Origin of the sequence: Streptomyces sp. NPDC058751 (assembly GCF_042746485.1) — a bacterium.
GTDB lineage: Bacteria > Actinomycetota > Actinomycetes > Streptomycetales > Streptomycetaceae > Streptomyces.
Window position 1 is genome coordinate 25,286 of the sequence record NZ_JBHYPZ010000018.1, and the last position, 25,779, is coordinate 51,064.

The 25,779-nt window shown below is 71.4% G+C and carries 23 protein-coding genes and 1 riboswitch; of the genes, 10 read left to right on the forward strand and 13 right to left on the reverse strand.

The annotated features are described in order from the left end of the window. The first annotated feature begins 1 nt into the window (after position 1). Both ACFW6B_RS18270 and ACFW6B_RS18275 read left to right on the forward strand, forming a co-directional pair. Positions 2 to 1,504, forward strand: a complete 1,503-nt coding sequence (locus tag ACFW6B_RS18270) for a PTS transporter subunit EIIC (RefSeq protein WP_386597173.1) — start codon at positions 2 to 4, stop codon at positions 1,502 to 1,504. Positions 1,505 to 1,538: 34 nt separating this feature from the next. Further along, positions 1,539 to 2,126 carry a hypothetical protein gene (locus tag ACFW6B_RS18275; RefSeq protein ID WP_386597175.1) on the forward strand — a complete coding sequence of 196 codons (588 nt, stop codon included), beginning with the start codon at positions 1,539 to 1,541 and terminating at the stop codon, positions 2,124 to 2,126. Positions 2,127 to 2,252: 126 nt separating this feature from the next. Here the strand turns inward: ACFW6B_RS18275 and ACFW6B_RS18280 are convergent, their stop codons facing one another. The 6 genes from ACFW6B_RS18280 to thrC all read right to left on the reverse strand — a co-directional run bounded on the left by ACFW6B_RS18280 (position 2,253) and on the right by thrC (position 9,693). Further along, complete coding sequence (locus ACFW6B_RS18280) at positions 2,253 to 3,374, reverse strand: NADH:flavin oxidoreductase (RefSeq protein WP_386597177.1); 1,122 nt, start codon at positions 3,372 to 3,374, stop codon at positions 2,253 to 2,255. Positions 3,375 to 3,639: 265 nt separating this feature from the next. After that, entirely contained in the window at positions 3,640 to 5,268 is a 1,629-nt protein-coding gene (locus tag ACFW6B_RS18285) for a hypothetical protein (protein ID WP_386597180.1), read from the reverse strand. Positions 5,269 to 5,510: 242 nt separating this feature from the next. Further along, positions 5,511 to 7,133 (reverse strand): chaperonin GroEL, encoded by a 1,623-nt coding sequence (gene groL / locus ACFW6B_RS18290; protein WP_386597182.1) that lies wholly within the window; start codon positions 7,131 to 7,133, stop codon positions 5,511 to 5,513. 344 nt (positions 7,134 to 7,477) lie between these two features. Next, the gene (locus ACFW6B_RS18295; RefSeq protein WP_005315736.1) at positions 7,478 to 7,681 is read right to left on the reverse strand and encodes a cold-shock protein; all 204 of its coding nucleotides are present in this window, start codon (positions 7,679 to 7,681) and stop codon (positions 7,478 to 7,480) included. Between the two features lie 441 nt (positions 7,682 to 8,122). After that, positions 8,123 to 8,398 (reverse strand): MoaD/ThiS family protein, encoded by a 276-nt coding sequence (locus tag ACFW6B_RS18300; RefSeq protein WP_359024039.1) that lies wholly within the window; start codon positions 8,396 to 8,398, stop codon positions 8,123 to 8,125. Next, positions 8,395 to 9,693, reverse strand: a complete 1,299-nt coding sequence (thrC, locus tag ACFW6B_RS18305; protein WP_386597185.1) for a threonine synthase — start codon at positions 9,691 to 9,693, stop codon at positions 8,395 to 8,397. The genes ACFW6B_RS18300 and thrC overlap by 4 nt, the downstream gene beginning before the upstream one ends. 17 nt (positions 9,694 to 9,710) lie before the next feature. Continuing rightward, a riboswitch (SAM riboswitch) is annotated at positions 9,711 to 9,867 on the reverse strand. Between the two features lie 205 nt (positions 9,868 to 10,072). Between thrC and ACFW6B_RS18310 the strand changes: the two genes are divergently transcribed. Both ACFW6B_RS18310 and ACFW6B_RS18315 read left to right on the forward strand, forming a co-directional pair. Continuing rightward, entirely contained in the window at positions 10,073 to 11,017 is a 945-nt protein-coding gene (locus tag ACFW6B_RS18310) for a glucosyl-3-phosphoglycerate synthase (protein WP_386597187.1), read from the forward strand. Between the two features lie 79 nt (positions 11,018 to 11,096). After that, positions 11,097 to 12,554, forward strand: a complete 1,458-nt coding sequence (locus ACFW6B_RS18315; protein ID WP_386597190.1) for a trehalose-6-phosphate synthase — start codon at positions 11,097 to 11,099, stop codon at positions 12,552 to 12,554. A gap of 434 nt (positions 12,555 to 12,988) precedes the next feature. Here the strand turns inward: ACFW6B_RS18315 and otsB are convergent, their stop codons facing one another. Together otsB and ACFW6B_RS18325 are read right to left on the reverse strand one after the other, a co-directional pair. Further along, positions 12,989 to 13,843 (reverse strand): trehalose-phosphatase, encoded by an 855-nt coding sequence (gene otsB, locus ACFW6B_RS18320; protein ID WP_386597192.1) that lies wholly within the window; start codon positions 13,841 to 13,843, stop codon positions 12,989 to 12,991. 179 nt (positions 13,844 to 14,022) lie between these two features. Further along, on the reverse strand, positions 14,023 to 14,250 hold the full coding sequence (locus ACFW6B_RS18325; protein ID WP_328669776.1) for a DUF3263 domain-containing protein: 228 nt from the start codon (positions 14,248 to 14,250) through the stop codon (positions 14,023 to 14,025). Positions 14,251 to 14,413: 163 nt separating this feature from the next. On the opposite strand from ACFW6B_RS18325, the gene ACFW6B_RS18330 reads away from it, so the two are divergent. From ACFW6B_RS18330 to ACFW6B_RS18340, 3 genes are all read left to right on the forward strand, one after another. Then, positions 14,414 to 15,409 (forward strand): ROK family protein, encoded by a 996-nt coding sequence (locus ACFW6B_RS18330; protein WP_386597195.1) that lies wholly within the window; start codon positions 14,414 to 14,416, stop codon positions 15,407 to 15,409. Between the two features lie 7 nt (positions 15,410 to 15,416). Next, the gene (nagA, locus tag ACFW6B_RS18335) at positions 15,417 to 16,601 is read left to right on the forward strand and encodes an N-acetylglucosamine-6-phosphate deacetylase (RefSeq protein WP_386597197.1); all 1,185 of its coding nucleotides are present in this window, start codon (positions 15,417 to 15,419) and stop codon (positions 16,599 to 16,601) included. 144 nt (positions 16,602 to 16,745) lie between these two features. Continuing rightward, positions 16,746 to 17,675: a 1-phosphofructokinase family hexose kinase gene (locus ACFW6B_RS18340; protein ID WP_386597200.1), complete on the forward strand. Its 930-nt coding sequence runs from the start codon at positions 16,746 to 16,748 to the stop codon at positions 17,673 to 17,675. A gap of 31 nt (positions 17,676 to 17,706) precedes the next feature. Here ACFW6B_RS18340 and ACFW6B_RS18345 read toward each other — a convergent pair whose 3' ends face one another. Continuing rightward, the gene (locus tag ACFW6B_RS18345) at positions 17,707 to 18,654 is read right to left on the reverse strand and encodes a carbohydrate-binding protein (RefSeq protein ID WP_386597202.1); all 948 of its coding nucleotides are present in this window, start codon (positions 18,652 to 18,654) and stop codon (positions 17,707 to 17,709) included. 117 nt (positions 18,655 to 18,771) lie between these two features. Then, positions 18,772 to 20,493 (reverse strand): diguanylate cyclase CdgB, encoded by a 1,722-nt coding sequence (gene cdgB / locus ACFW6B_RS18350; protein ID WP_386597204.1) that lies wholly within the window; start codon positions 20,491 to 20,493, stop codon positions 18,772 to 18,774. Between the two features lie 578 nt (positions 20,494 to 21,071). Here cdgB and ACFW6B_RS18355 point away from each other — a divergent pair. Next, entirely contained in the window at positions 21,072 to 21,554 is a 483-nt protein-coding gene (locus ACFW6B_RS18355) for a flavin reductase family protein (RefSeq protein WP_386597400.1), read from the forward strand. A 90-nt stretch (positions 21,555 to 21,644) separates the two neighbouring features. On the opposite strand, the gene arfB is transcribed toward ACFW6B_RS18355, so the two are convergent. Continuing rightward, positions 21,645 to 22,073 (reverse strand): alternative ribosome rescue aminoacyl-tRNA hydrolase ArfB, encoded by a 429-nt coding sequence (gene arfB / locus ACFW6B_RS18360; RefSeq protein WP_386597206.1) that lies wholly within the window; start codon positions 22,071 to 22,073, stop codon positions 21,645 to 21,647. Positions 22,074 to 22,266: 193 nt separating this feature from the next. Here arfB and ACFW6B_RS18365 point away from each other — a divergent pair, with 193 nt between their 5' ends. Next, positions 22,267 to 22,842 (forward strand): TerD family protein, encoded by a 576-nt coding sequence (locus ACFW6B_RS18365; RefSeq protein WP_386597208.1) that lies wholly within the window; start codon positions 22,267 to 22,269, stop codon positions 22,840 to 22,842. A gap of 127 nt (positions 22,843 to 22,969) precedes the next feature. Here ACFW6B_RS18365 and ACFW6B_RS18370 read toward each other — a convergent pair whose 3' ends face one another. After that, a complete protein-coding gene (locus tag ACFW6B_RS18370) occupies positions 22,970 to 24,379 on the reverse strand; it encodes a M1 family metallopeptidase (protein ID WP_386597210.1) in 1,410 nt (469 codons plus the stop codon). Between the two features lie 118 nt (positions 24,380 to 24,497). Between ACFW6B_RS18370 and ACFW6B_RS18375 the strand changes: the two genes are divergently transcribed. Beyond that, positions 24,498 to 24,998, forward strand: a complete 501-nt coding sequence (locus ACFW6B_RS18375; protein WP_386597212.1) for a hypothetical protein — start codon at positions 24,498 to 24,500, stop codon at positions 24,996 to 24,998. Positions 24,999 to 25,103: 105 nt separating this feature from the next. Here ACFW6B_RS18375 and ACFW6B_RS18380 read toward each other — a convergent pair whose 3' ends face one another. Then, positions 25,104 to 25,766 carry a pentapeptide repeat-containing protein gene (locus ACFW6B_RS18380; RefSeq protein ID WP_386597214.1) on the reverse strand — a complete coding sequence of 221 codons (663 nt, stop codon included), beginning with the start codon at positions 25,764 to 25,766 and terminating at the stop codon, positions 25,104 to 25,106. Between the last annotated feature and the right edge of the window lie 13 nt (positions 25,767 to 25,779).

The following is a 25,779-nucleotide window of genomic DNA, read 5'->3' on the forward strand; positions in this document are numbered from 1 at the left end:
GGTGAGCACCCCCGACTCCACCACAGCGGCGGCGATCCTCCCCCTCGTGGGCGGTCCCGCGAACGTCCTCACCGTCGCCCACTGCATGACCCGGCTGCGGCTGGGTCTGCGCGACCCCGGCCTGGTGGACGAGCGGGGCCTGCGGGCCCTGCCCGCCGTCCTCGGCCTGGTCGCGGACGGCGGCTCGTACCAGATCGTGCTGGGCCCCGGCACGGTCGCCCGGGTGACCCCCGCGTTCGAGACCCTGCTCGCGAACGCCCCGGCACCCCCCGCCCCGCACGGCACCGGACCGGCGGCCACCGCGGACCGGCTCGCCCTGCGCGGCGCCGAGCTGAAGGCCGCCCGGGCCCGCCGCAACGCCACCCCGCTCAAGCTGTTCCTGCGGCGGATCGCGGACGTCTTCGTGCCGCTGATCCCCGCCCTGATCGGCTGCGGCGTGATCGCCGGCCTCAACGGCCTGCTGGTCAACCTCGGCGTGCTGAGCGGACTCACGCCCGCGCTGACCGCCATCGCGGCCGGGTTCATGGCGCTGATCGCCGTCTTCGTGGGCCACAACACGGCCAAGGTGTTCGGCGGCACCCCGGTCCTCGGCGGCGCGGTCGCCGCGGTCGTCGTGTACGCGGGGGTCGCCAAGGTGACGGTCCTCGGTGTGACGCTCGCCCCGGGCCAGGGAGGTGTCCTGGGCGCCCTGGCCGCGGCCCTGCTCGGGACGTACGTGGAGAAGTGGTGCCGCCGCTGGGTCCCGCCGGCCCTGGACGTGCTGGTCACCCCCACCCTGACCGTGCTGCTGACCGGCCTGGTGACGCTGTACGCGCTGATGTACGCCGCCGGTGAGCTCTCCGCCGCCATCGGCACCGCCGCCGCCTGGCTGCTCTCGGCCACGGGCGCCCTCGCCGGACTCGTCCTCGGCGCCCTGTTCCTCCCCCTGGTCATGCTGGGCCTGCACCAGGCCCTCGTCCCCATCCACACCACGCTCATCGAGCAGCAGGGCTACACCGTCCTGCTGCCCGTGCTCGCCATGGCGGGCGCGGGCCAGGTCGGCGCCGCCCTCGCGGTCTACGTCCGGCTGCGCCACGACACCTCGCTGCGCACGACGATCAGGTCGGCGCTCCCGGCCGGTCTCCTCGGCGTCGGCGAACCCCTGATCTACGGCGTCTCCCTGCCCCTCGGCCGGCCCTTCGTCACCGCCTGCGCGGGCGGGGCGGCCGGCGGCGCCTTCATCGGCTTCTTCTCGATGCTGGGCGACCACGTCGGCTCGACCGCCATCGGCCCTTCCGGTCTGGCCCTGTTCCCGCTGCTGTCCGGTGACCGGGGCCTCGCCGTCACCGCGGCGATCTACGCGGGCGGCCTGCTGACGGGGTACGCCGTCGGCTTCGCGGCCACGTACTTCTTCGGCCTCGGCGGCATCCGCGACAGCGGTCTCGACGGCGGCGCCGACGGCGGTCTCGGAGGCGGTCCCCTCGACGGACCGGAGGACCGCAGGGCGGAACGGACCGCCGTGTGACCGGGCTGTCGGTGGCGCGTGCGAGGCTGGGAGCATGAACCACGCACAGCTGACCGCCCTCGGCCGCGCCCTGCGGCTGCTCGGGGAGCACGGCGACGCACTGAACGCCGACACCCCCGACGCCAGGCTGCACGAGGTCAAGGCGGACCTGAAGCGGGCCCTGGACCTGCTCGACGAGACGGTGACGACGGCCAAGCCGACGACCCGCTGCCCCGAACACCCGAGCGGCCCGGTGGACGAGAGCGCCCCGGACCGCTGTCTGCTCTGCGAGACCCGCCGCCGCACCGCCCGCCGCACCGAGGTCAACGACGCGTACGGGCACGGCCGGACGCCCGCCCCCGAGGAGCTGCCCGACCGCACGATGTCCCGCTACGGCGTGCGCGGCGACCGCCCCCAGGCCCAGCAGCGCTGGCTCCCGGAAGTGTGGAACGGCCAGACGTGGCTGCTGTGCGGCACCCCCCGCCGCGACCGCCAGGAGGCCGAGCGCTACCTCGCCGCCGAGCGCCGGGCCCCCCGCCCCGGCATGGCCTACCGCCTCGTCCACGAGTTCACCGACTACGAGGTGCTCCGCATATGGGGCACCCCGGTCAAGGTCGACATCGAACCCATGGGAAACCTGTAGGCGAGCGGTCCGGGCGGGCCGGGGAGAACGCCAAAAAGGGGAGAGCGCGAAAAAAAGGGGCGGCGCCCGCGTCGCGGCGGGCGCCGCCCCTCCCCCGTTCCCCCCGGTCACCTCACCGGGAAGCCGTCAGCTCAGCGTGCCGAGCGCCGCCGCGTCGTAGGGCGCCAGCTCGTCGAAGCGGCCGGCCAGGACCTTCGCCGCCCACTCGGGGTCCTGGAGCAGCGCGCGGCCGACGGCGACCATGTCGAACTCGTCGCGCTCCATGCGGTCGAGGAGGTCGTCGATGCCCTTGACCGGGGAGCCCTCGCCCACGAACGCCTTGATGAAGTCGCCGTCCAGACCGACCGAGCCGACGGTGATGGTGGGCTTGCCCGTCAGCTTCTTCGTCCAGCCGGCGAGGTTGAGGTCGGAACCGTCGAACTCGGGCACCCAGTAGCGGCGCGTGGAGGCGTGGAAGGAGTCCACTCCGGCCGCGGCGAGCGGGGCGAGGATCGCCTCCAGCTCCTCCGGGGTCTCGGCGAGCCGGGCGTCGTAGGCCTGCTGCTTCCACTGCGAGTAGCGGAAGATGACGGGGAACTCGGGCGAGACGGCCGCCCGCACCGCGGCGACGATCTCCGCCGAGAACTTCGTACGGGCCACCGGGTCGCCGCCGTACGCGTCCTCGCGCCGGTTGGTGCCCGCCCAGTGGAACTGGTCGAGCAGGTAGCCGTGGGCGCCGTGCAGTTCGACGCCGTCGAAGCCGATGCGCTCGGCGTCGGCGGCGGCCCTGGCGAACGCCTCGATGACGTCGTCGAGGTCCTGCTGGGTCATGCTCCTGCCGGTGACCTGGGCGCCCTCCTTGTAGAGGCCGGAGGGGCCGACGGGCGGGGCGTCCGCGAAGGGCGGCTCGCCCGCCTTGCGGACCATGCCTATGTGCCAGAGCTGCGGGACGATCGTGCCGCCGGCCGCGTGCACGGCGTCGGCGACCTTCGCCCATCCGGCGAGCTGGTCCTCGCCGTGGAAACGCGGCACGTCGTCACTCTGTCCGGCCGAGTCGTGGCCGACGTACGTGCCCTCGGTGACGATCAGGCCGACGCCCGCGGCGGCGCGGCGGGAGTAGTAGCCGACCACGTTCTCCCCCGGCACACCGCCCGGCGAGAACATCCGGGTCATCGGGGCCATGGCGATCCGGTTCGGGACGGTCAGGCCGTTGATGGAGACGGGACGGGACAGGATCTCGGCTGCGCGGGACGCGGCGTCAGCGGTCACGTGGGGGCTCCTCGAAGAGGTGGGCGGTATGACGTCGGGCGGTCTGCGGGCAGGAGATTCCGTGCGGTATGTGCACATGCATCGACTGCTCTCAGTCGTCAACCTCCGCGACGGGCGAAGCATTCCGCCGGACCCGCACCCGTCGCCGTGATCCGGGCCACACCCCTCACGGCGGCCCCTCGCGACAAAGGGCCCGCCGAACGGACGTTCCGTTCGACGGGCCCTGACTCCCCGCGGCCTCGCCCCGGGAACGCGTCCGTCGCCGTTACGGCACGTCGCTGAGCCTGTGGGCGTAGATCACCCGGCCGCACGGGGACGGCTCGGCGCGTGCGCCGTTGAGATACGGGTCGGACGAATCGGTGTAACAGCTCGGGTCGTCGGTGTTCTCACGGTGCTCGGAGACCGACCACAACAGCGGCGGATCGTGGGTTTCTTCGCCGTGCTCGATGTACAGGTCCTCGGGCCCGACGGCGGTCGGCGTCGAGCCGACGGTGGTCAGCGTGGAGCTGCTGTTGAGCGCGGCGCGCCAGAGGGTGCCGTTGGAGTACTTGTGGCTCTGGTTCAGATAGAACTTGTTCTTGTACTTCGCGGCGCCCTGGATACCGTCCTTGGGCAGGTAGTTGCCCCACATGGAGACGGTGCTGTAGTTGCCGGTGCTGATCTGCCCCGTCTCCCCGTCCAAGGGGATGCCGGCGATGCGGCCCATGGAGGGCTTTTCCTGGTTGCCGTTCTCCTTGTCCTTACCGGGCCGGCAGTACTCGCCCATGACCAGTTCGTCGGGCGACGCGCTGCGGTCCAGCGAGAGGTAGGAGGCCTTGGGCGCGCCGAAGCCCTCGCACCAGGTGATCGATTCGCCGTCGCCGTACCTGGCCTTGTTGTACTGGTACGTCGTGAACTTCCAGCTGTCGACCTGCGGCATCACGTAGCGGTAGCCGTAGCTGTACCAGACGTTGTTCTGCCGGCCGATCTTGCGGGTGTCCTGGACGTTGCTGGTGAGGCCGTCCCGGGTGGGGTCGTCGGTGGCGCTGTCGTTGTCCGGGTTGAGGTCGATGATGTGGCGCATGTCGAAGACCCGGACGCCCGCCATCGTGTCGGCGACATAGAGGTAGTTGCCGTACCAGACCATGCCCCCGGCGTGGATGCCCTTCTGCAGCGGGTTCTCGTCGGCGTGCACCCCGTCGAAGGAGATGTGGTCGTACGCGTTGTAGTACGGCCAGACCAGCAGCACGTGGCGGTACTTGTTGGTGGCCGGGTCGAGGAAGGTGATGCGGGCACCCTTCTCGTTGCAGGAGTCCGGCTCACCGACCTGACAGACGCCGTCGCCCTTGGTGCCGTCGGTGTTCGCGTCGTCCCGCCCCGGGTTCCAGGAGTCGTACGAGCCGACGGTGATCGGGCGCTTGACACCCCAGTGCTCGTCCTGCTGCGCGTCGGAGACCCCGCTGATCGCCTGCGGGATCCACTCCTTGCTGGTGGCGTCGTCGGACTTCCAGCAGTACTTCTTGGCGCGCTCCAACGGGGTGCCGTTGTCGCCGGTCCCGAAGGGGTCGGTCGTGCAGGCGCTGCCGGTGGGGGCGTCACGGTTGGCGTCGTCCATCAGGTCCTGCACACCCTCCTCGTAGAGGGAGGCGTACAGGTCGTCGATGCGTCCGCTGAGGTCGCTGCCCCGGGCCAGCCGGAAGTCCGCGGGGTCGGCGGAACTGCCCGGGTCGCCGGCCGCCTGCGCGCGGACGACCTTGCTCGCGTCCCCGTAGGTGGGCTTGGGCTCCTGGACGCGGGTGTTGCCGGAAGTGTCCTGCGTCGCGCCGGCCGAAGGCTGAGCGGTGGGGGCCGGGTCGTCCGCCCGGGCGGGCGCCGCCAGACCGGCCGCGGCCAGGCCGGCGGCCGCGCACGCCACCAACCATCTGTGACGTCTGGGGAGTTGAGCCACTGTCGTCTCCGTCGTGCCAGTTGAATGGGTCGAACTGGCGATTCAACAGAGGGCGGTTGGGCTCGGCAAAGTTAGTGCGATTCTGACAGGGAGACAGATTTATCCCCTGTCGGCGTGACATCTCGGGCCGGAACGCGCCCGAGGGCGGCACCTCCCTCGCGGGAAGGTGCCGCCCTCGGAACGTCAGGACGGTTGATCGACCGGGTCGATCAGAAGTCCATGTCACCGCCCGGCATGCCGCCCGGAGCGGCCGCGGCGGCCTTCTCCGGCTTGTCGGCGATGACGGCCTCGGTGGTCAGGAACAGCGCGGCGATGGAGGCGGCGTTCTGCAGGGCGGAACGGGTCACCTTCGCCGGGTCGATGATGCCTTCGGCGATCATGTCGACATACTCACCGGACGCGGCGTTCAGGCCGTGGCCGACGGGAAGGTTGCGCACCTTCTCGACGATGACGCCACCCTCGAGGCCACCGTTGACGGCGATCTGCTTGAGCGGGGCCTCCAGGGCCAGGCGCACGGCGTTGGCGCCGGTCGCCTCGTCGCCCGAGAGCTCGAGCTTCTCGAAGACCGAGGAAGCCTGGAGCAGGGCCACGCCACCACCGGCGACGATGCCCTCCTCGACGGCCGCCTTCGCGTTGCGGACGGCGTCCTCGATGCGGTGCTTGCGCTCCTTGAGCTCGACCTCGGTGGCGGCACCGGCCTTGATGACGGCCACGCCGCCGGCCAGCTTCGCCAGACGCTCCTGGAGCTTCTCGCGGTCGTAGTCCGAGTCCGAGTTCTCGATCTCGGCACGGATCTGGTTCACACGGCCGGCGACCTGGTCGGCGGAGCCGGAGCCGTCGACGATCGTGGTCTCGTCCTTGGTGATGACGACCTTGCGGGCGCGGCCCAGCAGGTCCAGACCCGCGTTCTCCAGCTTGAGGCCGACCTCCTCGGAGATGACCTCGCCGCCCGTGAGGATGGCGATGTCGCCGAGCATGGCCTTGCGGCGGTCACCGAAGCCCGGGGCCTTGACGGCGACGGACTTGAAGGTGCCACGGATCTTGTTGACGACCAGGGTCGACAGGGCCTCGCCCTCGACGTCCTCGGCGATGATCAGCAGCGGCTTGCCCGACTGCATGACCTTCTCCAGGAGCGGGAGCAGGTCCTTCACGTTCGCGATCTTGGAGTTCGCGATCAGGATGTACGGGTCGTCGAGGACGGCCTCCATACGCTCCATGTCGGTGGCGAAGTACGCCGAGATGTAGCCCTTGTCGAAGCGCATGCCCTCGGTGAGCTCCAGCTCCAGACCGAAGGTCTGGGACTCCTCGACGGTGATGACGCCTTCCTTGCCGACCTTGTCCATCGCCTCGGCGATGAGCTCGCCGATCTGGGTGTCGGCGGCGGAGATGGAGGCCGTGGAAGCGATCTGCTCCTTGGTCTCGACATCCTTCGCCTGCTCCAGCAGGGCACCGGAGACGGCCTCGACGGCCTTCTCGATACCGCGCTTGAGGGCCATCGGGTTGGCGCCGGCGGCGACGTTGCGCAGGCCCTCGCGGACGAGCGCCTGGGCGAGGACGGTGGCGGTGGTCGTACCGTCACCGGCGACGTCGTCCGTCTTCTTGGCGACTTCCTTGACCAGCTCGGCGCCGATCTTCTCGTACGGGTCCTCGAGCTCGATCTCCTTGGCGATGGAAACACCATCGTTGGTGATCGTGGGCGCGCCCCACTTCTTCTCGAGGACGACGTTGCGGCCCTTGGGGCCGAGGGTGACCTTGACGGCGTCGGCGAGCTGGTTCATCCCGCGCTCGAGACCGCGCCGTGCCTCCTCGTCGAACGCGATGATCTTGGCCATGTGAAGTGGTCCTCCCGGACGGGGTGGATTGCTCCGGATCGCGCCCGCGCCCGCGACGGACGGCCCTCGAGCCCTGTGGTTCCTTGCCCCACAGGCCCGTGGACCTCGCCGGCCCGATCCAAGTTCTGTCACTCTCACTCGGAGAGTGCTAACGCCAATGATTAGCACTCGACCCCTGCGAGTGCAAGCGCCCCTCCCGAAAACAGACCCCTGGCCCGCCCCTGCGCGGGGCCCGCGGCAAGGGCACCCGCAGGCACATGGGCGGAGGACGCACGAGGGGCCCGCATCCCCGGTGGGATGCGGGCCCCTCGTGCGTGAGTGCGTCGGTGGTCGTTCGCGCCCGATCAGACGGCGAGTTTGACCATGTCCGCCTGCGGACCCTTCTGGCCCTGCGAGATCTCGAACTCCACTCGCTGACCCTCTTCAAGGGTGCGGTAGCCGTCCATCTGAATCGCGCTGTAGTGCACGAAGACGTCCGCACCACCGTCGACCGCGATGAAGCCGTACCCCTTCTCCGCGTTGAACCACTTGACGGTGCCCTGAGCCATGCCTAACTCCCCTATTACTGGCCCTTGCACAGATCCACACTTCGCGGATCCGGGTCAGACCTCACCCCCCAACGGTTGGGGGTGTGCGCCGGAACGCGTCGACCGCGGCTGAATGTATCTGTCCAACTGCCCTCTGCAACAGGTCAATCGGACGAGAATTCCGGGCATGGCTGATCAATGATATGCGGAGAATGCGCAAGGATTCGGGGCAAGTCGGACCCCATAAATGCCATAAAATGCCCAAAAAGGTGAGCCACTTTGGCTACTTCTTGTCGGCCGACGAACGCCCACTCATATGCGTCCGGCATGAAACCAACATCCAAATGGAGGCGACTTCCCCAACTCTAGCGCGCTCAACCCAACAGAATTGCCCCCTCCGTTTGTCTCACGGAGGAGGCAATTCTGTGAACGCGATGTGTTCTACATTACCCAGGGTAACGATCAGCCTCCGGCGACCGCCGGAATGATCGAGACGCCCGCGCCGTCCGGGGTCGCCGTCTCCAGGCCCTGCTCGAAGCGCACGTCGTCGTCGTTGACGTAGACGTTCACGAAGCGGCGCAGCTTGCCCTGGTCGTCCAGGACGCGCGCGGCGATGCCCGTGTGGTTCTTCTCCAGGTCGGCGATGACCTCGGCGAGGGTCGTGCCCTCGGCCTTCACCTCGGCGGCGCCACCGGTGTAGGTGCGCAGGATGGTGGGGATGCGGACGTTGACGCTCATGATGCGAGGCCAGCCTCTCGGAAGGAGTCGAGGTTCGGACGGATGGTCGCGGTCAGCCCGGTGTCGGAGGCCACCGCGTCCAGGGTCTTGAGGCCGTCGCCGGTGTTCAGCACGACCGTGGTGAGGGCCGGGTCGAGGAGTCCGTTCTCGATCAGCTTGCGGGTGACGCCGACGGTCACACCGCCCGCCGTCTCCGCGAAGATGCCCTCGGTGCGCGCGAGCAGCTTGATCGCGTCGACGATCTGCTCGTCGTCCACGTCCTCCACCGCGCCGCCGGTGCGCCGCGCGATGTCCAGCACGTACGGTCCGTCCGCCGGGTTGCCGATGGCGAGCGACTTGGCGATGGTGTCCGGCTTCTGCGGCCGTACGACGTCGTGGCCGGCCTTGTAGGCGACGGACACCGGGGAGCAGCCCTCGGCCTGGGCGCCGAAGATCTTGTACGGCCTGTCCTCGACGAGTCCGAGCTTGATCAGCTCCTGGAGCCCCTTGTCGATCTTCGTGAGCTGGGAGCCGGAGGCGATCGGCACGACGAGCTGGTCGGGGAGCTTCCAGCCGAGCTGCTCGCAGATCTCGTACGCCAGCGTCTTGGAGCCCTCGGCGTAGTACGGCCGCAGGTTGACGTTGACGAAGCCCCAGCCCTCGCCGGCCGGGTCGCCGATCAGCTCGGAGCAGAAACGGTTCACGTCGTCGTAGTTGCCCTCGATGCCGACGAGCTCGCCGCCGTAGACCGCGGCCATGACGACCTTGCCCTGCTCCAGGTCGTGCGGGATGAACACGCAGGAGCGGAAGCCGGCGCGGGCGGCCGCGGCGCCCACCGCTCCGGCGAGGTTGCCGGTGGAGGAGCAGGAGAGGGTGGTGAACCCGAAGGCGCGGGCCGCTTCGAGGGCCTGGGCGACGACACGGTCCTTGAAGGAGTGCGTCGGGTTGCCGGAGTCGTCCTTGACGAAGAGCTTCCCGGCCTCGACGCCCAGCTCGCGGGCCAGGTTGTCGGCCTGGACGAGCTTGGTCCAGCCGGGGTTGATGTTCGGCTTGTCCGCCACGTCCGCGGGGACGGGCAGCAGCGGCGCGTAGCGCCAGATGTTCGCGGGTCCCGCTTCGATGCGCTTGCGGAGCTCCTCGGCGTCGTAGGCCGAGAAGTCGTAGGCGATCTCCAGCGGGCCGAAACACTCCTCGCAGGCGAAGACCGGGCCGAGCGGGACGCGGTGTCCGCACTCCCGGCAGGAAAGCGCCGCGGCGGGACCGAGGTCTACCGCGTCGGCGGAGTTCGTGGTGCTTGCAACTGTCTGCGCAGCCATGGAGGCGAGGCCCTTTCTCCTCATCTTCCTCACGACGCACTTCGCCGTGAGACGGATTTGGCACCTTCCCTAGCCGGGAGCCTCGCGACGCGATCGACATCGATCGGTACGAGACCGGCTGGAGGGTTGCCGGGGCTTCATCGGGCCGTATCCCTCTGCCCCTCTGGATGAGCGGTATTTGATTGTTGGACTGTTGAACGCGATACGCGCCGACGATCCAGGACATGCGATGGTCATGCGCGTTGTTCAAGACTGTAACCGAAGGCCAGGACAGTTGAGATAGTCGTCCGAACCGCGAGACGAGCCAATCGTTCTGCCGCTGGCCGCAGCGGGGCACGCCGATGACGGCGTGTGATCAATCAGTGAGGAGCCGCAGACGGTGCTGAGAGAAGTCGAAAGCTGGCTGAGCACACGCTCCTGGTCCGTGACCGACCGACCGCTCCACAAGCTCATGGCGGCCAAACGCGTCGCCGGGTCGACGGTCAGCGTCGTGCTGCCCGCGCTCAACGAGGAGGAGACGGTCGGCGAGATCGTCGCGATCATCCGCCACGACCTGATGCAGCAGGTGCCCCTCGTCGACGAGATCGTCGTCGTCGACTCCGGCTCGACGGACCGCACCGCCGCGGTCGCCGCCGCCGCGGGCGCGCGGGTCGTGCACCGCGACGACATCCTCCCGCGCATCCCCGCCGTGCCCGGCAAGGGCGAGGTGCTGTGGCGGTCACTGCTCGTGACCAGCGGTGACATCGTCTGTTTCGTCGACGCGGACCTCAAGGAGTTCTCGTCCGACTTCGTCGCCGGGATCGTGGGCCCGCTGCTCACCGAGCCGGGCGTCGACCTGGTCAAGGCCATGTACGACCGCCCGCTGGCCGGCGGGGGCGGGCAGGGCGGCCGGGTCACCGAGCTGATGGCCCGCCCGCTGCTGAACATGCACTGGCCGCAGCTCGCCGGCTTCGTCCAGCCGCTCGGCGGCGAGTACGCGGCCCGCCGCTCACTGCTCGAACAGCTCCCCTTCCCCGTCGGCTACGGCGTGGAACTGGGCATGCTCGTCGACGCCCTGCACCTGGTGGGCCTGGACGCGCTCGCCCAGGTCGACGTCGGGGTGCGCAAGCACCGCCACCAGGACGGCCAGGCGCTCGGCCGCATGGCCGCCGCGATCTACCGCACCGCGCAGCTCCGGCTGGCGCGCGGTCATCTGATCCGCCCCTCCCTCACCCAGTTCGAGCGCGACCGCGACGGTTTCCGGCCGCGCACCTATTCCGTGGACACGGAGGAAAGGCCGCCGATGAGCGAGATCTCCGAGTACCAGGCGCGCGAAGCCGCGTAGTCAGGCCCTGAACGGCCGGGCATCGCATACGGCCGAAGGGCGCGTTTGAGCGTTTCGAGACGGGGCTAGGTTTCGAGGCATGGCTTCAACGCACGGTGCCCACAGGATTCTGGTCGCCTCCAACCGCGGCCCGGTCACCTACCAGGTACGGGAGGACGGCTCGCTGGACGCCGGACGCGGCGGCGGCGGCCTCGTCTCGGGACTCTCGGCGATCGGGCCGGACGCGGGCGCCCTCTGGGTCTGCTCCGCGCTCGGCGACGGCGACCGGGAGGCCGTCCGGCGGGGGGTCCACGAGGACGGCGTACGGATGCTGGCCGTCGACGCGGACACGCACGCCGACGCGTACAACGGCGTCGCCAACTCCGTGCTGTGGTTCGTCCACCACCTGCTCTACCAGACCCCGCTGGAGCCGGTCTTCGACACGGAGTTCCGGCGCCAGTGGGAGTCGTACCGGGTCTACAACCGCGCCTTCGCCGAGGCGCTGGCGGAAGAGGCCGCCGAGGGCGCGGCCGTGCTGGTGCAGGACTACCACCTGTGTCTGGTGCCCGGGATGCTCCGCGAGCTACGTCCCGACCTGCGCATCGGGCACTTCTCGCACACCCCGTGGGCGCCGGAGGACTACTTCCGGATCCTCCCCGACGACATCCGCTCGGAGCTGATGGCGGGCATGCTCGGCGCGGACCGGGTGGCCTTCCTGACCTGGCGGTGGGCGACGGCGTTCATGCGCTGCGCGGAGGCGACCGACCCCGGCGACTACCGCGCCACCTGGCCCTCGGGCGTCCCCCGGACGGTCGAGCACCTGGACGGTGCCGGGGTTCCCGTGCGCGAGACCCGCGTCGGGGTGCACGGCCTCGGCGCGGACGCCGAGTTCCTGCGCGAGCGCTCGCACCGCGCGGACGTCGGGGAACGGATGGCCGCGCTGCGCGAGGAGATCGGCGCGGACCGCAGGACGATCGTGCGCGTCGACCGGACCGAGCTGTCCAAGAACATCGTGCGGGGCCTGCTGGCGTACCGGCGGCTCCTCGACGACCACCCCGAGTGGCGCGAGCGGGTCGTCCACGTGGCGTTCGCCTATCCCTCGCGGCAGGACCTCGCGGTGTACCGGGACTACACGGCCGAGGTGCAACGGCTCGCCGACGAGATCAACTCCCGCTACGGGACGCCCGGCTGGACCCCGGTGGTGCTGCACGTGAAGGACGACTTCGCGCGCTCGCTCGCCGCCTACCGGCTGGCCGACGTCGCCCTCGTCAACCCCATCAGGGACGGCATGAACCTCGTCGCCAAGGAGATCCCGGTCGTCTCCGACGAGGGCTGCGCGCTGGTCCTGTCGCGGGAGGCGGGGGCGTACGAGGAACTGGGCGAGGACGCGATCTCCGTGAACCCGTACGACATCACCGGCACGGCGCGGGCGCTGCACGAGGCCCTCGTCATGCAGCCCGGCGAACGCGCCGAACGCACCAAACGGCTCGCCGCCGCGGCCACCGCCCTCCCGCCGGCCCAGTGGTTCCTGGACCAGCTGCGCAAACTGGAGGCCTGAGCGGAAGCGGGGGGCGCGGGTGCGGTGCCGGGCCGGTGGGTGGGTCGGGGCCGTGCCGGTACATCCGCCCGTCGCCGTTGGACGGAGATGTGACCGTCGGTGGCGACGGGCATGTGATGTACCGGCACGGCCCCTCCCGCCGGATCCCGGGTGCGGGTGTGCGGTGGTTTGGGCGCAGTCCCTCGCAGGCGCGATTTTCAGCCCCGGCCGGGGAACGCTTCAGCCCCTCCGGGGAACGTTCCAGCCCCTCCGGCGTTTGAGGAGCGGGGTCCGGGGCGGAGCCCCCGGTACGGGAGTCGCCGGGTGCACGATCCAGCCCCTCCGGCGTTTGAGGAGTGGGGTCCGGGGCGGAGCCCCGGGGACGGGAAGGGTAGGGGCGGAGGGGGCGAAAAAGGCTTGCCGCCCCCGCCCCGCCCGGCCAACGAGCAGTGGGGTCAGGCGAGTTCGGCCGCGAGGGCGGAGAGGAGGCGCACGACCCCGGCGGGCCCGTCGACCACCAGGTCGGCGCGCTCGGCGAGTTCGGCGACCTCGGAGCTGCCGCTGCACACCAGCAGCCCGGGAACCCCGTCGGAGCGAAGCTTGTCGACGGCGGCGAACGCGGGCAGGTCCCCCAGGTCGTCACCCGCGTAGAGAACGGCCTCGGCCCCGACCTCACGCACGTACTCCAGGAGGGCGACACCCTTGTCCATACCGGGCGGGCGCAGCTCCAGGACCATACGGCCCGGCTCGACGATCAGACCGTGCCGGGCGGCCAGTTCGCCCAGCGGCCCCCGCAGCGCCTCGAACGCGGCCTGGGGATCGGCGGCGCGGCGCGTGTGCACGGCGACGGCCCGGCCCTTCTCCTCGATCCAGGTGCCCTGCCAGGCACCGATCGTGTCGAGGAACCCCGGCAGCTCGGCGCGGACGGCGGCCACGCCGGGGTGCGGGGCGGGGGCGGTGACGGTGCCGCTGACCGCGTCCCAGCGCTCGGCGCCGTAGTGGCCGAGGACGACCAGGTGCTCAAGACCGGCCACGCCCGCGAAGCCGCCGTGGCGCACGGCCACACCGGCCGGGCGGCCGGTGACGACGGCGACCGAGGCGACCTTGGGGGCGAGGGCGGAGAGCGCGGGGACCGCGTCGGGGTGCGCGCGGGCCTTGTCGGGGTCGGGGACGATGGGGGCGAGGGTTCCGTCGAAGTCGAGTGCGACGACCGTCCGGGCGGGGCGCGTGAGGATCGCTTCCAGAGCGTCGCGCCCGGCGGGGGTCACCGGGTCCGGCAAGGAGTCCTTGGATTCGGAGTGGCTGCCCATGGGGCGACCCTATCCGGGAGCCGACTCCCGCACCCCTGACTCATATGACTTATACCGATGGCTCATACCGATGACTCATACCGAGCAGGCCTCCTTCCTCCGGAACACCTCGATCCCGCAGCCCGGCCTCGCGGACCGGTCCCGCCGCTCGGCCTCGGCAGCCGCCGGGTCGCCGGGCTTCAGCGTTCGTCCCGGCGGGCCTCGCGGACGCGGCGCAGTCTGTTCACCGTGACGGGGTCGTGGGCGAGGGCGCGCGGGTCGTTCAGGAGGGCGTTCAGGAGCTGGTAGTAGCGGACCGGCGCCAGGCCCAGTTGTTCGCGTATGGCGCGCTCCTTCGCGCCGGGGCCGGGGAAGCCGCGGCGCTCCAGGGCGAGGATGCTCCGTTCGCGCGCGGGCAGCTCTTCCATGGACAGCACGGTAGCCCCCGGCACCGACAGGCGCCGGGTCCCGGGCCGCCCGAGGACCGGCAGGGCCCCGCACGCCCCGAGCACGTCCCGGAATGCGGATTCGAGGTCTCCAACATGTGAGTGGACTAGACCTTTCCAGGGGTAAAGCGCGACACTGTCCCCCGTGAGACACGTCATCGCCCTCGATGTGGGCGGCACCGGGATGAAGGCCGCCCTCGTCGGGGTGGACACCGAGCCCTCCCCGGACCGCCCCGACGCGCCACGGCCGGAGGCCCCCGGGCACCCCGCGCTGCTGCACCAGGCCCGCAGGGCGACCGGTCGCGAGCGCGGCCCCGACGCCGTCGTCGAGGACATCCTCGACTTCGCCGCCGAACTGCGCGCCCACGGCGAGGAGCACTTCGGCGAGAGCGCGCTGGCCGCCGGCGTCGCCGTCCCCGGCATCGTCGACGCGCGGAACGGCGTCGCGGTCTACGCCGCCAACCTCGGCTGGCGCGACGTCCCGCTGCGCCGGCTGCTCGGCGAGCGGCTCGGCGGCGTGCCCGTCGCGCTCGGGCACGACGTGCGCACCGGCGGACTCGCGGAGGGCCGGATCGGCGCCGGACGGGGAGCGGACCGTTTCCTGTTCGTCCCGCTGGGCACCGGCATCGCCGGCGCCATCGGCATCGACGGCGGCGTCGAGGAGGGCGCGCACGGCTTCGCGGGCGAGATCGGCCACATCGTCGTACGGCCCGGCGGGTCCCCGTGTCCGTGCGGGCAGCGCGGCTGTCTGGAACGGTTCGCCTCCGCGGCGGCCGTCAGCCAGGCCTGGGCCGAGGCGTCCGGCGACCCCGGCGCGGACGCGGCGGACTGCGCCGAGGCCGTCGAGTCGGGTGATCCGAGGGCGCTCGCCGTCTGGCAGGAGGCCGTCGACGCGCTCGCCGACGGCCTGGTCACCGCACTCACCCTCCTGGACCCGCGCACCCTGATCATCGGTGGCGGGCTCGCCGAAGCGGGGGAAACCTTGTTCACACCCCTGCGGGCCGCGGTCGAAAGACGCGTCACGTTCCAGAAGCTGCCGTCCATCGTCCCCGCGGCCCTCGGGGACACCGCCGGATGCCTCGGTGCCGGGCTCCTCGCCCGGGACCTCCTGAACACCACTCCCACGACTCCCCGGAGGTAACCACCCGATGGCCCCTAGCAAGGTTCTCGCCGGCGCCCGGGTGGTGCTGCCCACCGGGATCGTGCACGACGGCCGCGTGATCATCGACGGTCCGGTGATCGCCGGCGCGGGTGCCCCCGGGACGCGGCCCTCCGAGGTTCTCGCGGAAGCCCCCGCGGACGCGCCCGTGACCGACCTGTCCGGCCACTGGGTGGTCCCCGGCTTCGTCGACATCCACAACCACGGCGGCGGCGGCGCGTCCTTCACCTCGGGAACGGCCGAGGACGTCCTGCGGGGCATCCACACCCACCGGCTGCACGGCACCACGACCGTCGTCGCCTCGACCGTCACCGGCGACATGCACGGCCTCGCCGAACGCGCCGGGATGCTCTCCGAACTGGCCGAGCAGGGCGACATCGCCGGCATCCATTTCGAGGGCCCGTTCATCTCGCCGTGCCGCAAGGGCGCCCACTCCGAGGAACTGCTGCGCGATCCGGACCCGGCGGACGTCCGCAAGCTCCTCGACGCGGCGCGCGGCCGGGCCAGCATGGTCACGCTCGCCCCCGAACTGCCGGGCGGCCTCGACTCCGTACGCCTGCTCGCCGAACACGGGGTGATCGCCGCGATCGGGCACACCGACGCGACGTACGAGCAGACGAAGGCGGCCATCGACGCGGGCGCGACCGTGGCGACGCACCTGTTCAACGCGATGCCGGGTCTCGGGCACCGTGCCCCGGGACCCATCGCCGCCCTCCTGGAGGACGAGCGGATCACCGTCGAGCTGATCAACGACGGCACGCACCTGCACCCCGCCTCGCTGGAGCTGGCGTTCCATCACGCGGGTTCCGGCCGGGTCGCGTTCATCACCGACGCGATGGACGCGGCGGGCTTCGGCGACGGCCGCTACATGCTCGGCCCGCTGGAGGTCGAGGTCGCGGACGGCGTCGCCCGCCTGGTGGAGGGCGGTTCGATCGCGGGCTCCACGCTCACCCTGGACCGCGCCTTCCAGCGCGCCGTCACGGTCGACCGGCTGCCGGTCGAGGACGTCGTGACGGCCATCTCCGTCAACCCCGCCCGCCTGCTGGGCGCGTACGACCGGGTGGGTTCGCTGGAGCCGGGCAAGGCCGCGGACCTCGTGGTCCTCGACGCCGACTTCGCCCTCAAGGGCGTCATGCGCGGGGGCGAATGGGTGGTCGATCCCCAACTGGGGTGATTCACACCTTTGTTGCTTGCGGCGGTTGGCCCGGGGGGACTGGGCCGACCGCCGTTGCGTTTGGCATGATCGAGCCTCCGGAACCACCGGCGGGCGTCCCACCGGCGCCCACGTCACAGAACTCTTCGGGGGAGGTCGTCGCAGGTGATCCTCACGGTCACGCCGAACACCGCTCTCGACATCACCTATCGCGTACGGGCCCTGCGCCCGCACGGCACGCACCGGGTGAGCGAGGTGACCGAACGCCCGGGCGGCAAGGGCCTGAACGTGGCACGCGTGCTCGCCGCGCTCGGCCACGAGGTGACGGTCACCGGTTTCACGGGCGGCGCGACCGGCCGCACCGTGCGGGACCAGCTCGCCGGGACGGCCGGGGTGGTGGACGCGCTCGTCCCGGTGCGGGGATCGACGCGCCGCACGATAGCCGTCGTCGACACGACGACCGGTGACACCACCCAGCTCAACGAACCGGGACCGGCGATAACCCCCGCCGAGTGGTCGGCCTTCCAGGAGACGTACGAGCGTCTGCTGCGCTCCGCCTCCGCGGTGGCCCTGTGCGGCAGCCTGCCCCCGGGCGTCCCGGTCGGCGCCTACGCCCAGCTCGTGCGCAGCGCCCGCGCGGCGGCCGTCCCCGTGCTGCTGGACACCGGCGGGGAGCCGCTGCGCCGGGGGGTCGCCGCCCGCCCCGACATCATCAAGCCGAACGCCGAGGAACTGGCCGAGCTCACCGGCTCCCACGATCCGCTGCAGGCCACCCGCAACGCCCGGCGGCGCGGCGCGCACGCGGTGGTCGCCTCCCTCGGCGCGGACGGGCTGCTCGCCCACACGGCCGAGGGCCACTGGCGCGCCGCCCCGCCCGTCCGGGCCCGCGGCAACCCGACCGGCGCGGGCGACTCGGCCGTCGCGGGCCTGCTGTCGGGCCTGGTCGAGAATCTCGACTGGCCGGCCCGCCTCGCCCGCGCCGTCGCCCTGTCGACGGCGACCGTGGCGGCACCCGCGGCCGGCGAGTTCGACCGGGCGCTGTACGAGAGCCTGCTCGGCCGGGTCACGGTGACGGCCGAGTCCGCGGCGGCCTGAGGACTGTCCGCCGCGGTCCGGTCTTCGGGAGCTAGCTCTTGACCCGGCCCTTCTTCAGCGAGAACTGGTCGAGCAGCACGTTGCAGCTGTCGCCGTCCCCGCAGGAGAGGGTGATCGTGTTGGTGCCCTTGTTGAGGGTGGGCCACGCGTAGGTCGTCGTCCAGCCCTTGGCGAAGTCGCCCTCGGCGGCGCGCGCGTAGTTCTCCAGGCTCAGCTTGGAGCCGAAGACCTTGCCGTTGACGGTGAGCGTCATCGACGCGTCCTGGCCGGGCACGCTGTAGCGCGCGAAGACGGTGTAGTCGCCGTCCTCGGGGATGCCGTTGAACGTCCAGGTCACCGAGGCGCCCGGATTGTTCAGACCGGCCACGTAGACGCCGCCGTCGGACCGGGCGCCGTCGATGTCGGAGGCCGTCGTCACACCGGTGCCGAGGTTCAGCGCCTTCGCCTCGGCCTTGGGGAGCTCCCCGGCGGACTTGTCGGGCCCCTTCGTCTCCTTCTGGGTCGGGGACGCGCTCTGGGAGACCGTGGGGGTCGCGTCGGCCTGGTCGTCGGTCTTGTCGTCGTCCCCGCCGCCCATCATGGCGACGCTGATGCCGATCACGACGGCGGCGACCACGGCGATCGCGCCGATGAGGAGGCCCTTGGTGTTGGGGCCACGGCCGCGCCCGCCGCCGTCACCGTGACCGGGCATCGGCACCCGCGCCGTCTGCGCGCCGCCGGGAACGGTCTCGGGGGCTCCGTAGTGCGCGTTCGGCTGGCCGTAGCCGCCCTGCTGCGGCACCTGGCCGTACGGGGCGGTGGGGGCCTGCTGACCGTACTTGCGCTCGCCGACCGCCCGCACCCGGTTGACCGAGCCCGGGTAGCCGTAGCCACCGCCTCCAGAGGGCGGCGTGGCTCCGTTGGCCTGACCGTCGGCGTAGAGATAGCCGAACGGGTCGTCCTCCTCGGGCGTGCTCGCGCCGTTGTTGCCGGGCGTCATCCCTTGGTCTCCTCAGCGGGTGCGGTTCTGACTCGGTACACGAATGAATGGCGAGCCTACCCGGTTTCGCTGGGCCGAACGGGGGTCCTTCACCGCATCGATGCACTGACCTGCGTGTTATCCGGCACGCCTGTGCTGTTTGGGACGAGAACGTTTCTCGACGTACATCCGTTCGTCAGCGGATTTCAACACCTCGTCCGCCGTCATTCCGCAGTGGGCCCACCCGATGCCGAAACTGGCGCCCACGCGGACGGCCCGTCCGTCGACCTTGATGGGCGGAATGATCGCGTTCCTCAGGCGTACGGCGAGGTCCTGGGCGTCCGCGCGGCCGAGGCCGTCGGCGAGCACCACGAACTCGTCGCCGCCGAGCCTGGCCACCGTGTCGCCGTCCCGGACGCCGTGGGTGAGGCGGCGGGCGACCTCGATGAGAACCTCGTCACCCGCGTTGTGCCCGAACCGGTCGTTGATCGACTTGAACCCGTCGAGGTCGCAGAAGAGCACCGCGAGCCCCTTGGTGCCGTCGTCCGTCTCGCCCTCGGGGGCGACGGTGTGCACGTGGTGGTCGAAGGCCTCGAACGCCTCGGCGCCGGCCCGGAAGTCGAAGCCGTGGCCGTTCCCGTCGTAGGCGGGGTGGCCGTTGTCGTCGTACTCGCCGGACAGCGGGTCCGTGAAGTCCGCGTGGCCGTACGCGGCGTCCAGCGAGGCGACCGCGCCGGGCGGCAGGGACGCCGGGCGCCGGCACAGGCGGGCGCCGAGCCGGGAGCGCAGCTCGGCGGAGTTGGGCAGGCCGGTGAGGGCGTCGTGCGAGGCGCGGTGCGCGAGCTGGAGCTCCCGGCGCTTGCGGTCCTCTATGTCCTCGACGTGGGTGAGCAGGAAGCGGGGGCCGTCGGCGGTGTCCGCGACGACGGAGTTGCGCAGGTGGACCCAGACGTAGGTGCCGTCGCGGCGCCCGAGCCTGAGCTCGGCCCGGCCGCCCTCGGCGGAGGTCCGCAGCAGGGTGCCGATGTCCTCGGGGTGCACGAGGTCGGAGAAGGAGTAGCGGCGCATCGCGGAGGCGGGCCGGCCGAGGAGCCGGCACAGGGCGTCGTTGGTGCGCAGGATGCGGCCGTGCTGGTCGCCGCCCATCTCGGCGATCGCCATGCCGGAGGGGGCGTACTCGAAGGCCTGCCGGAAGGATTCCTCGCTGGCGCGCAGAGCCTGCTGCTCGCGTTCGAGGCGGACCAGGGCGCGCTGCATGTTCGCACGTAGACGCGCGTTGCTGATCGCGATGGCGGCCTGGAAGGCGTACATCTGGAGGGCTTCGCGGCCCCAGGCGCCCGGCTTGCGTCCGTTGCGCGGCCGGTCCACCGACAGCACGCCGATCAGCTCGCCGTGGCCACCGGTTCCGCTGCCGCTGCCGGAGACGTTCGGGGTGTACATCGGCGCGAAGAGGCGGTCGGAGGGGTGCCACTCGTCCTCGAAGCGGGGGGCGGGGCCGTCGGTGTACCACTGCGGCACGTCGTCCTCGTCGAGGACCCAGCCCTCGGTGTGCGGTATGAACCGCAGGTCGCCCCAGGCCTCGCCCATGGTGAGGCGGCGCTCCCAGGACTCGCGGGAGCCGACCCGGCCGGTGATGAGGGCTTCGGCGGCGGGGTTGCCGGCGAGGGCCGCGACCACGAGGTCGCCGTCGGGGCGTACGAGGTTGACGCACGCCAGCTCGTAGCCGAGCCCGGTGACGACGCCGTCGGCGACGGTCTGCAGCGTGTCGGCGAGACTGCGCGCGGTGTTCATGTCCGCCATCACCTGGTGCAGCTGCCGCAGGGTCGCAAGACGGACGTAGGGCTCCGACTCGGTCTCCATTCGCCCTCCCCTCGAGACCTCGCAGCAACTCCAGGGTTCCCTCGGCGTACTGGGTGCTTTTTCGGTTCAGTGCTGACTTCCCGGCGCTTCCCCGTGAACTCCTTCACGCCGTACTGCTTGGTAGCTTCCCCGCGTAATACCTCCGCCACTGAATCACAGCGCGCTCCCCACTCGGTACACAGGGTCAACAAAATATGGCTCCTGTGACTCAAGTCACAGCATAACCTGAGCAATCGAGCGGTGTTTCTGCATTTCGGTGTGCGTTCGCCGCACGCATTATTGGCCGATTGTGCAGAACCTGTGCACAATCGGCTCCCTCGGACGAGGACGGACGGGTACGGACGAGAGAGAGTACGGCCGGCGCGGCCCGCGCGTTCGGCCGCCCCCGCCCCCGTTTCCGGAACCCGTCGGCCGGCCCCGCTCCGCCCCCGGACCTAGGTCCCGGTTCGGGCCGAGGTCCAATGCGCGGCCTCCGGGGCGGAGACTAGCGTTTCGGCGTGCTCACGACTCCTCCCGCCCTTGCCGCCACCCCGTCCGTGCATGCTGAGGGGGTGAGCAACGACGAGTTCCGCGCCGCCATGACCCGGCTGGCCGCGGGTGTGGTCCTGGTGACCGCGCACGAACCCGCGCTGGCCCCGGACGGGCCGCGCGGCGAGGACGTCGGCATGACCGCGACCGCGTTCGTGTCCGTCTCCCTGGACCCGCCGCTCGTCCTGGTCAGCCTGCGCGAGGGGTCCCGGATGGACGACCTGCTCGACGAACAGCCGCTGTGGGGCGTCTCCGTGCTCGCGGAGAGCCAGCGCCACATCGCCGGACGTTTCTCGATGAAGGGCCGCATCAGCGACCGGCTCCTCTTCGAGGACGTCCCCCGCGTCCGCGGCGAGGCGTCCGGGGCGCTCCTGATGGGCGGCGCCCTGGCCACCCTGGAGTGCAGCACCGAGCAGCGGATTCCCGCGGGCGACCACACCCTCGTCATCGGCCGCGTCCTGACGGCCCGGGTGCCGAGCTCGGACGACGGCCCCCTGACGTACTTCAAGGGCCGCTACCGGCAGCTGGGCTGAAGCCTCCGCGGAGCGGCCGGCGGGACTCGCCCGGCCCGCGGCGGGGCCTTGGCGGGGCCCGGCCGACGGAGGCCCGGGGCTACACGGTCCCTAGCCCCAGTCGCGGCCCGTGCGGCCGCGCTTGGTGTCGGAGCGGGCCTTCTTCTCGCGCAGCCGGCGCTCGTTGATGCCCCGGGGGATGCGGGTGGGGCGGCGCGGCTTGGGCGGCGGCGCGGTGGCCTCGGCGAGCAGGGAGGCCAGGCGCACGGCCGCCGTCTCGCGGTTGCGCCACTGGGACCGGTGCTCGGAGGACCGGACGCTGACGACCCCGTCGACGAGCCGTCCCGCGAGCTTCGCGAGGGCGCGCTCCTTCCACACGGGCGGCAGCGCCTCGGTCCCGGCGAGGTCGAAGCGGAGCTCGACCTGCGAGTCGCTGGTGTTCACGTGCTGCCCGCCCGGCCCGCCGGAGCGCGAGAAACGCCACATGAGCTCGGCCTCGGGCAGGGAGACGGAGCCGCGGATGACATAGGGACCGGACATGTGTTCATGGTCGCCCGCGCGGCCGGTCCGCGTCACCCGTTTTTCCGTGTCTCCCGGGGCCAAGAGGGGGAGTCCGGGTAAAAAAGGTAAAGACACACGGAACCTCGGGCGCCCCCCTGGGCGTTCATAGGGGTGACGGTAGCTTCGTCCCCAGTACGAAGCCCGTACGTCACGAGGGAAGGGACTCCCAACAATGGCTGTAAGCCTGTCCAAGGGTGGCAACGTCTCGCTCACCAAGGAGGCTCCGGGCCTGACCGCCGTCACCGTGGGCCTCGGCTGGGACGTCCGCACCACCACGGGCACCGAGTTCGACCTCGACGCCTCGGCCATCGCGGTCAACACCCAGGGCAAGGTCTACTCCGACGCCCACTTCGTGTTCTTCAACAACAAGCAGACCCCGGACCAGACCATCGTCCACACCGGTGACAACCGCACGGGTGAGGGCGCGGGCGACGACGAGGCGATCAACGTCAACCTGGCGGGCCTCCCCGCCGACGTCGAGAAGATCGTCTTCCCGGTCTCCATCTACGACGCGGAGACCCGCACGCAGAACTTCGGCCAGGTCCGCAACGCCTACATCCGCATCGTGAACCAGGCCGGCGGCACCGAGATCGCCCGCTACGACCTCTCCGAGGACGCCGCCACCGAGACCGCCATGGTCTTCGGCGAGCTCTACCGCAACGGCGCCGAGTGGAAGTTCCGCGCGGTCGGCCAGGGCTACGCCTCGGGCCTGGCGGGCATCGCGCAGGACTTCGGCGTCAACGTCTGACGGCCGAGCGCGCGCACGCGCGACGAGAGAAGCCCCCGGACCGCGGTTCACCCGGGGGCTCCTCTCATTCCCGGGCCGTCCGGGTCGTCCATGTGCCGTCCGGGGCCCGGTGGACGGGACCGGCGCCTCACGGGTTCTCCGGTCTGCCCTTCCCGTACAGCCAGTCCTTCCAGATCCCGCCGAAGTCCTCGTCCGGCGCGGCCTTCTCGACGTACGCGGTGAAGTCGGCCGTGTCCGCGTTCGCGTGGCGACGGGCGGCGGCCCAGCCCTGGACGATGTCGTAGAAGGTGTCGTCGCCCACGAGTTGACGGATCTTGTGCAGGACCATCGCCCCGCGGTAGTAGACGGGCGGGTCGGAGATCTGCGCGGCGTCGGGCGGGTCGGCGGGCGGGAAGGTCCAGATCTCGCTGCTGTCGACGGGTTCGTAGTAGTCGCCCTCGTAGAGGGCGTCGAAGATCTCCTCGGCCGAGTCGCCGCCGTGGTCCTCCTTCCACAGCCACTCCGCGTAGGTGGCGAAGCCCTCGTTGAGCCACATGTCCCGCCAGGACTTCGGGGTGACCGAGTCGCCGAACCACTGGTGGGCCAGTTCGTGGACCAGGGTGCCGGTGTCGGGCGCGCCGGGGAAGACCGGGCGCGTCTGGGTCTCCAGGGCGTAGCCCACGTCGTCGGGGCGGTCCACGATCGCCCCGGTGGAGGAGAAGGGGTACGGGCCGAAGTTGTACTCCGCCCAGTCCATGACCGCAGGGATCTCCCCCAGCACCTTCTCGCTCGCCTCCTTCTGGAGCGGGTCCACCGCCACGTGGACCGGCAGCCCCTTCTTCGTCGTCGAGCGGGTGACGTCGTACCTGCCGATCGCGAGCGTCGCCACGTAGCTCGCCATCGGCTCCGCGGTGTGCCAGGTGTACGTCGTCCGGCCGCCCTTGGTCGACTCGCCCGTCAACTCGCCGTTGGAGACGGCCTGGACGCCCTTCGGGACGGTGATCCCGACGTCGTACGCCGCCTTGTCGGAGGGGTGGTGGTCGCCGGGGAACCAGGCCATGGACCCCGTGGGCTCCCCGAGCCCGAGGGCCCCGTCGGCCGTGCGCAGCCAGCCCTCCTCGGACTCGTCGGCGTCGGTGATCGTCCGGGGGACCCCGGAGTAGCGGACCGTCGTGCGGAACGTCTCCCCCTTGTCGAGGTCCTCGCGCGGGCGCACGGTCAGTTCCTGGCCCGCCCGGCTCCAGCTCGCCTCGCGGCCCCCGACGGTGACCTCGGAGACGTGCAGCCCCAGCAGGTCGAGGTGGAAGGCGCTGAGGTCCTGCAGGGCCCGCGCGGTGATCTCGGCGGTCCCGGTCAGCCGTCTGCTCGGGGGGTCGTAGGACAGGGTGAGTCCGTAGTGCGTGACGTCGTACCCGCCGTTGCCCATCCTCGGGAAGTACGGGTCGCCGACCCCGGCCGCGCCGGGTTTCCCGTGCACACCGTCCCCGCCGCAGGCGGTGAGCCCGGCGACGAGCGCGAGGGCCAGGGCAAAGGGGGCGGCGACGGAGGATCGGGGCACATCCGCGATCCTAGGCCGCCCCTCCGTCGGCCGCGGGGCGTAACGTCGTGTCCCGGCCGTCCCGACACCCCCGGTCCGGCCGGGACGGGCTCCGGTCCGGGCGTGACACCATCACCTCGTGCTCGACATCGGCTACGCCCTCTCCAACCGCTTCCCCGACCCCCCGCAGACCGACTACCGCCGCGCGGACGTCCGCGCGCTGCGGCACGACCTGTTCTGCGGGGACGTGTACCTCGCCGACACCAAGACGGACCGGGAGGTGTCCACGGGCTGGGGCTGGGTGCCGGTGCTCGACTTCGCGTGGGCGCTGTGCGACATCGTGGAGCAGCTCGACCGGGACCCGCTGGGCAGCAGGGCCTCCCGCCCCCAGCAGGCGGAGCTGGACTTCACCGAGTCGACCGACCGCATGCTCTTCGAGCGCCGCTTCGGCTGGGTGGACATCGAGGCCGACTGGATGCCGGGCGACGAGGAGCCGCTGACCTTCTCCCACACCGAACTCCGCCGCGAGGCCCGCGACTTCCTGCACGACCTGCTCGCGGACCTCACCGACCTGCACGAGGACCTCGGCGAGAACCCGGCGATCTGGACCCTCCAGGCCCGCTTCCCCCGCGTCTCCTAGGGCCTGAGGCCAGGCGGGGTCCCCGGCCTGGCGAGGTCCCCGGCCCGGCGGGGTCCCCGGCCCGGCGGGGTCCCCGGCCCGTGGGGTACCGGGCCAGGCGGGGTCTCAGGCCCCCTCCGCGCCGCCGTCCACCCGTACCCCCAGGGCGGCCGCCAGTACCGGTGCCAGGTCCAGGAGCTGGTGGGTGCTGATGACCGCGCCCGAGAGCCGGTCGACGCCCCGCGCGATGTCCAGCTCCGCCGCCGCGCGCAGGTCCACGTCCACGAGGGTGGCCCCGGTGAGGTCCGCTCCCTTCAGGACGCAGTCCACGAACTCCACCCGCTCCAGGCGGGCGCCCCCGAAGTCCGGCTCGACCAGGACACAGCCCTCGAAGACGACGTCCTTGAGCCCCGCCCTGCGCAGGTTCAGATAGTCGATCTTCCCGCCGCGCACGACCACCCGTTCCAGGACGGAGCCGTGGAGCTGCGCTCCGCCGAGGCGGGCGTCGGTCAGCTCGACGTCGCGCAGCGTCGACTCCGCGAGGTCGGTGCCCACGCCCCGGATGCCCGTGAGGACCGAGTCCAGCACGCGCGCGTGGTGCAGCCGGGTCCCGTCCAGCACGCAGCCCGTCAGCGCGCAGTCCATGAAGCGGGCTCCCCCTCCGTCCTGTCCGGCGAGGTCCGCCTCCCTGAACTCCAGCCCGTCGTAGTCCCCGTCGGGCTCCAGCTCCGCCCCGTCGTGCGGCTCCAGCGGGGGCAGCCGCAGCTCGGGCCGCCGCGCCGCCCTCAAGCCCGCCCCGGCG

Bases quoted from the DNA above. Each gene is read 5' to 3' on its own strand.
- ACFW6B_RS18275 (WP_386597175.1), top strand. From the start codon at position 1,539: ATGAACCACGCACAGCTGACCGCCCTCGGCCGCGCCCTGCGGCTGCTC.
- groL (WP_386597182.1), bottom strand. From the start codon at position 7,133: ATGGCCAAGATCATCGCGTTCGACGAGGAGGCACGGCGCGGTCTCGAG.
- ACFW6B_RS18295 (WP_005315736.1), bottom strand. From the start codon at position 7,681: ATGGCTCAGGGCACCGTCAAGTGGTTCAACGCGGAGAAGGGGTACGGC.
- ACFW6B_RS18300 (WP_359024039.1), bottom strand. From the start codon at position 8,398: ATGAGCGTCAACGTCCGCATCCCCACCATCCTGCGCACCTACACCGGT.
- thrC (WP_386597185.1), bottom strand. From the start codon at position 9,693: ATGGCTGCGCAGACAGTTGCAAGCACCACGAACTCCGCCGACGCGGTA.
- ACFW6B_RS18315 (WP_386597190.1), top strand. From the start codon at position 11,097: ATGGCTTCAACGCACGGTGCCCACAGGATTCTGGTCGCCTCCAACCGC.
- otsB (WP_386597192.1), bottom strand. From the start codon at position 13,843: ATGGGCAGCCACTCCGAATCCAAGGACTCCTTGCCGGACCCGGTGACC.
- ACFW6B_RS18325 (WP_328669776.1), bottom strand. From the start codon at position 14,250: ATGGAAGAGCTGCCCGCGCGCGAACGGAGCATCCTCGCCCTGGAGCGC.
- nagA (WP_386597197.1), top strand. From the start codon at position 15,417: ATGGCCCCTAGCAAGGTTCTCGCCGGCGCCCGGGTGGTGCTGCCCACC.
- ACFW6B_RS18345 (WP_386597202.1), bottom strand. From the start codon at position 18,654: ATGACGCCCGGCAACAACGGCGCGAGCACGCCCGAGGAGGACGACCCG.
- cdgB (WP_386597204.1), bottom strand. From the start codon at position 20,493: ATGGAGACCGAGTCGGAGCCCTACGTCCGTCTTGCGACCCTGCGGCAG.
- ACFW6B_RS18355 (WP_386597400.1), top strand. From the start codon at position 21,072: ATGACCCGGCTGGCCGCGGGTGTGGTCCTGGTGACCGCGCACGAACCC.
- arfB (WP_386597206.1), bottom strand. From the start codon at position 22,073: ATGTCCGGTCCCTATGTCATCCGCGGCTCCGTCTCCCTGCCCGAGGCC.
- ACFW6B_RS18365 (WP_386597208.1), top strand. From the start codon at position 22,267: ATGGCTGTAAGCCTGTCCAAGGGTGGCAACGTCTCGCTCACCAAGGAG.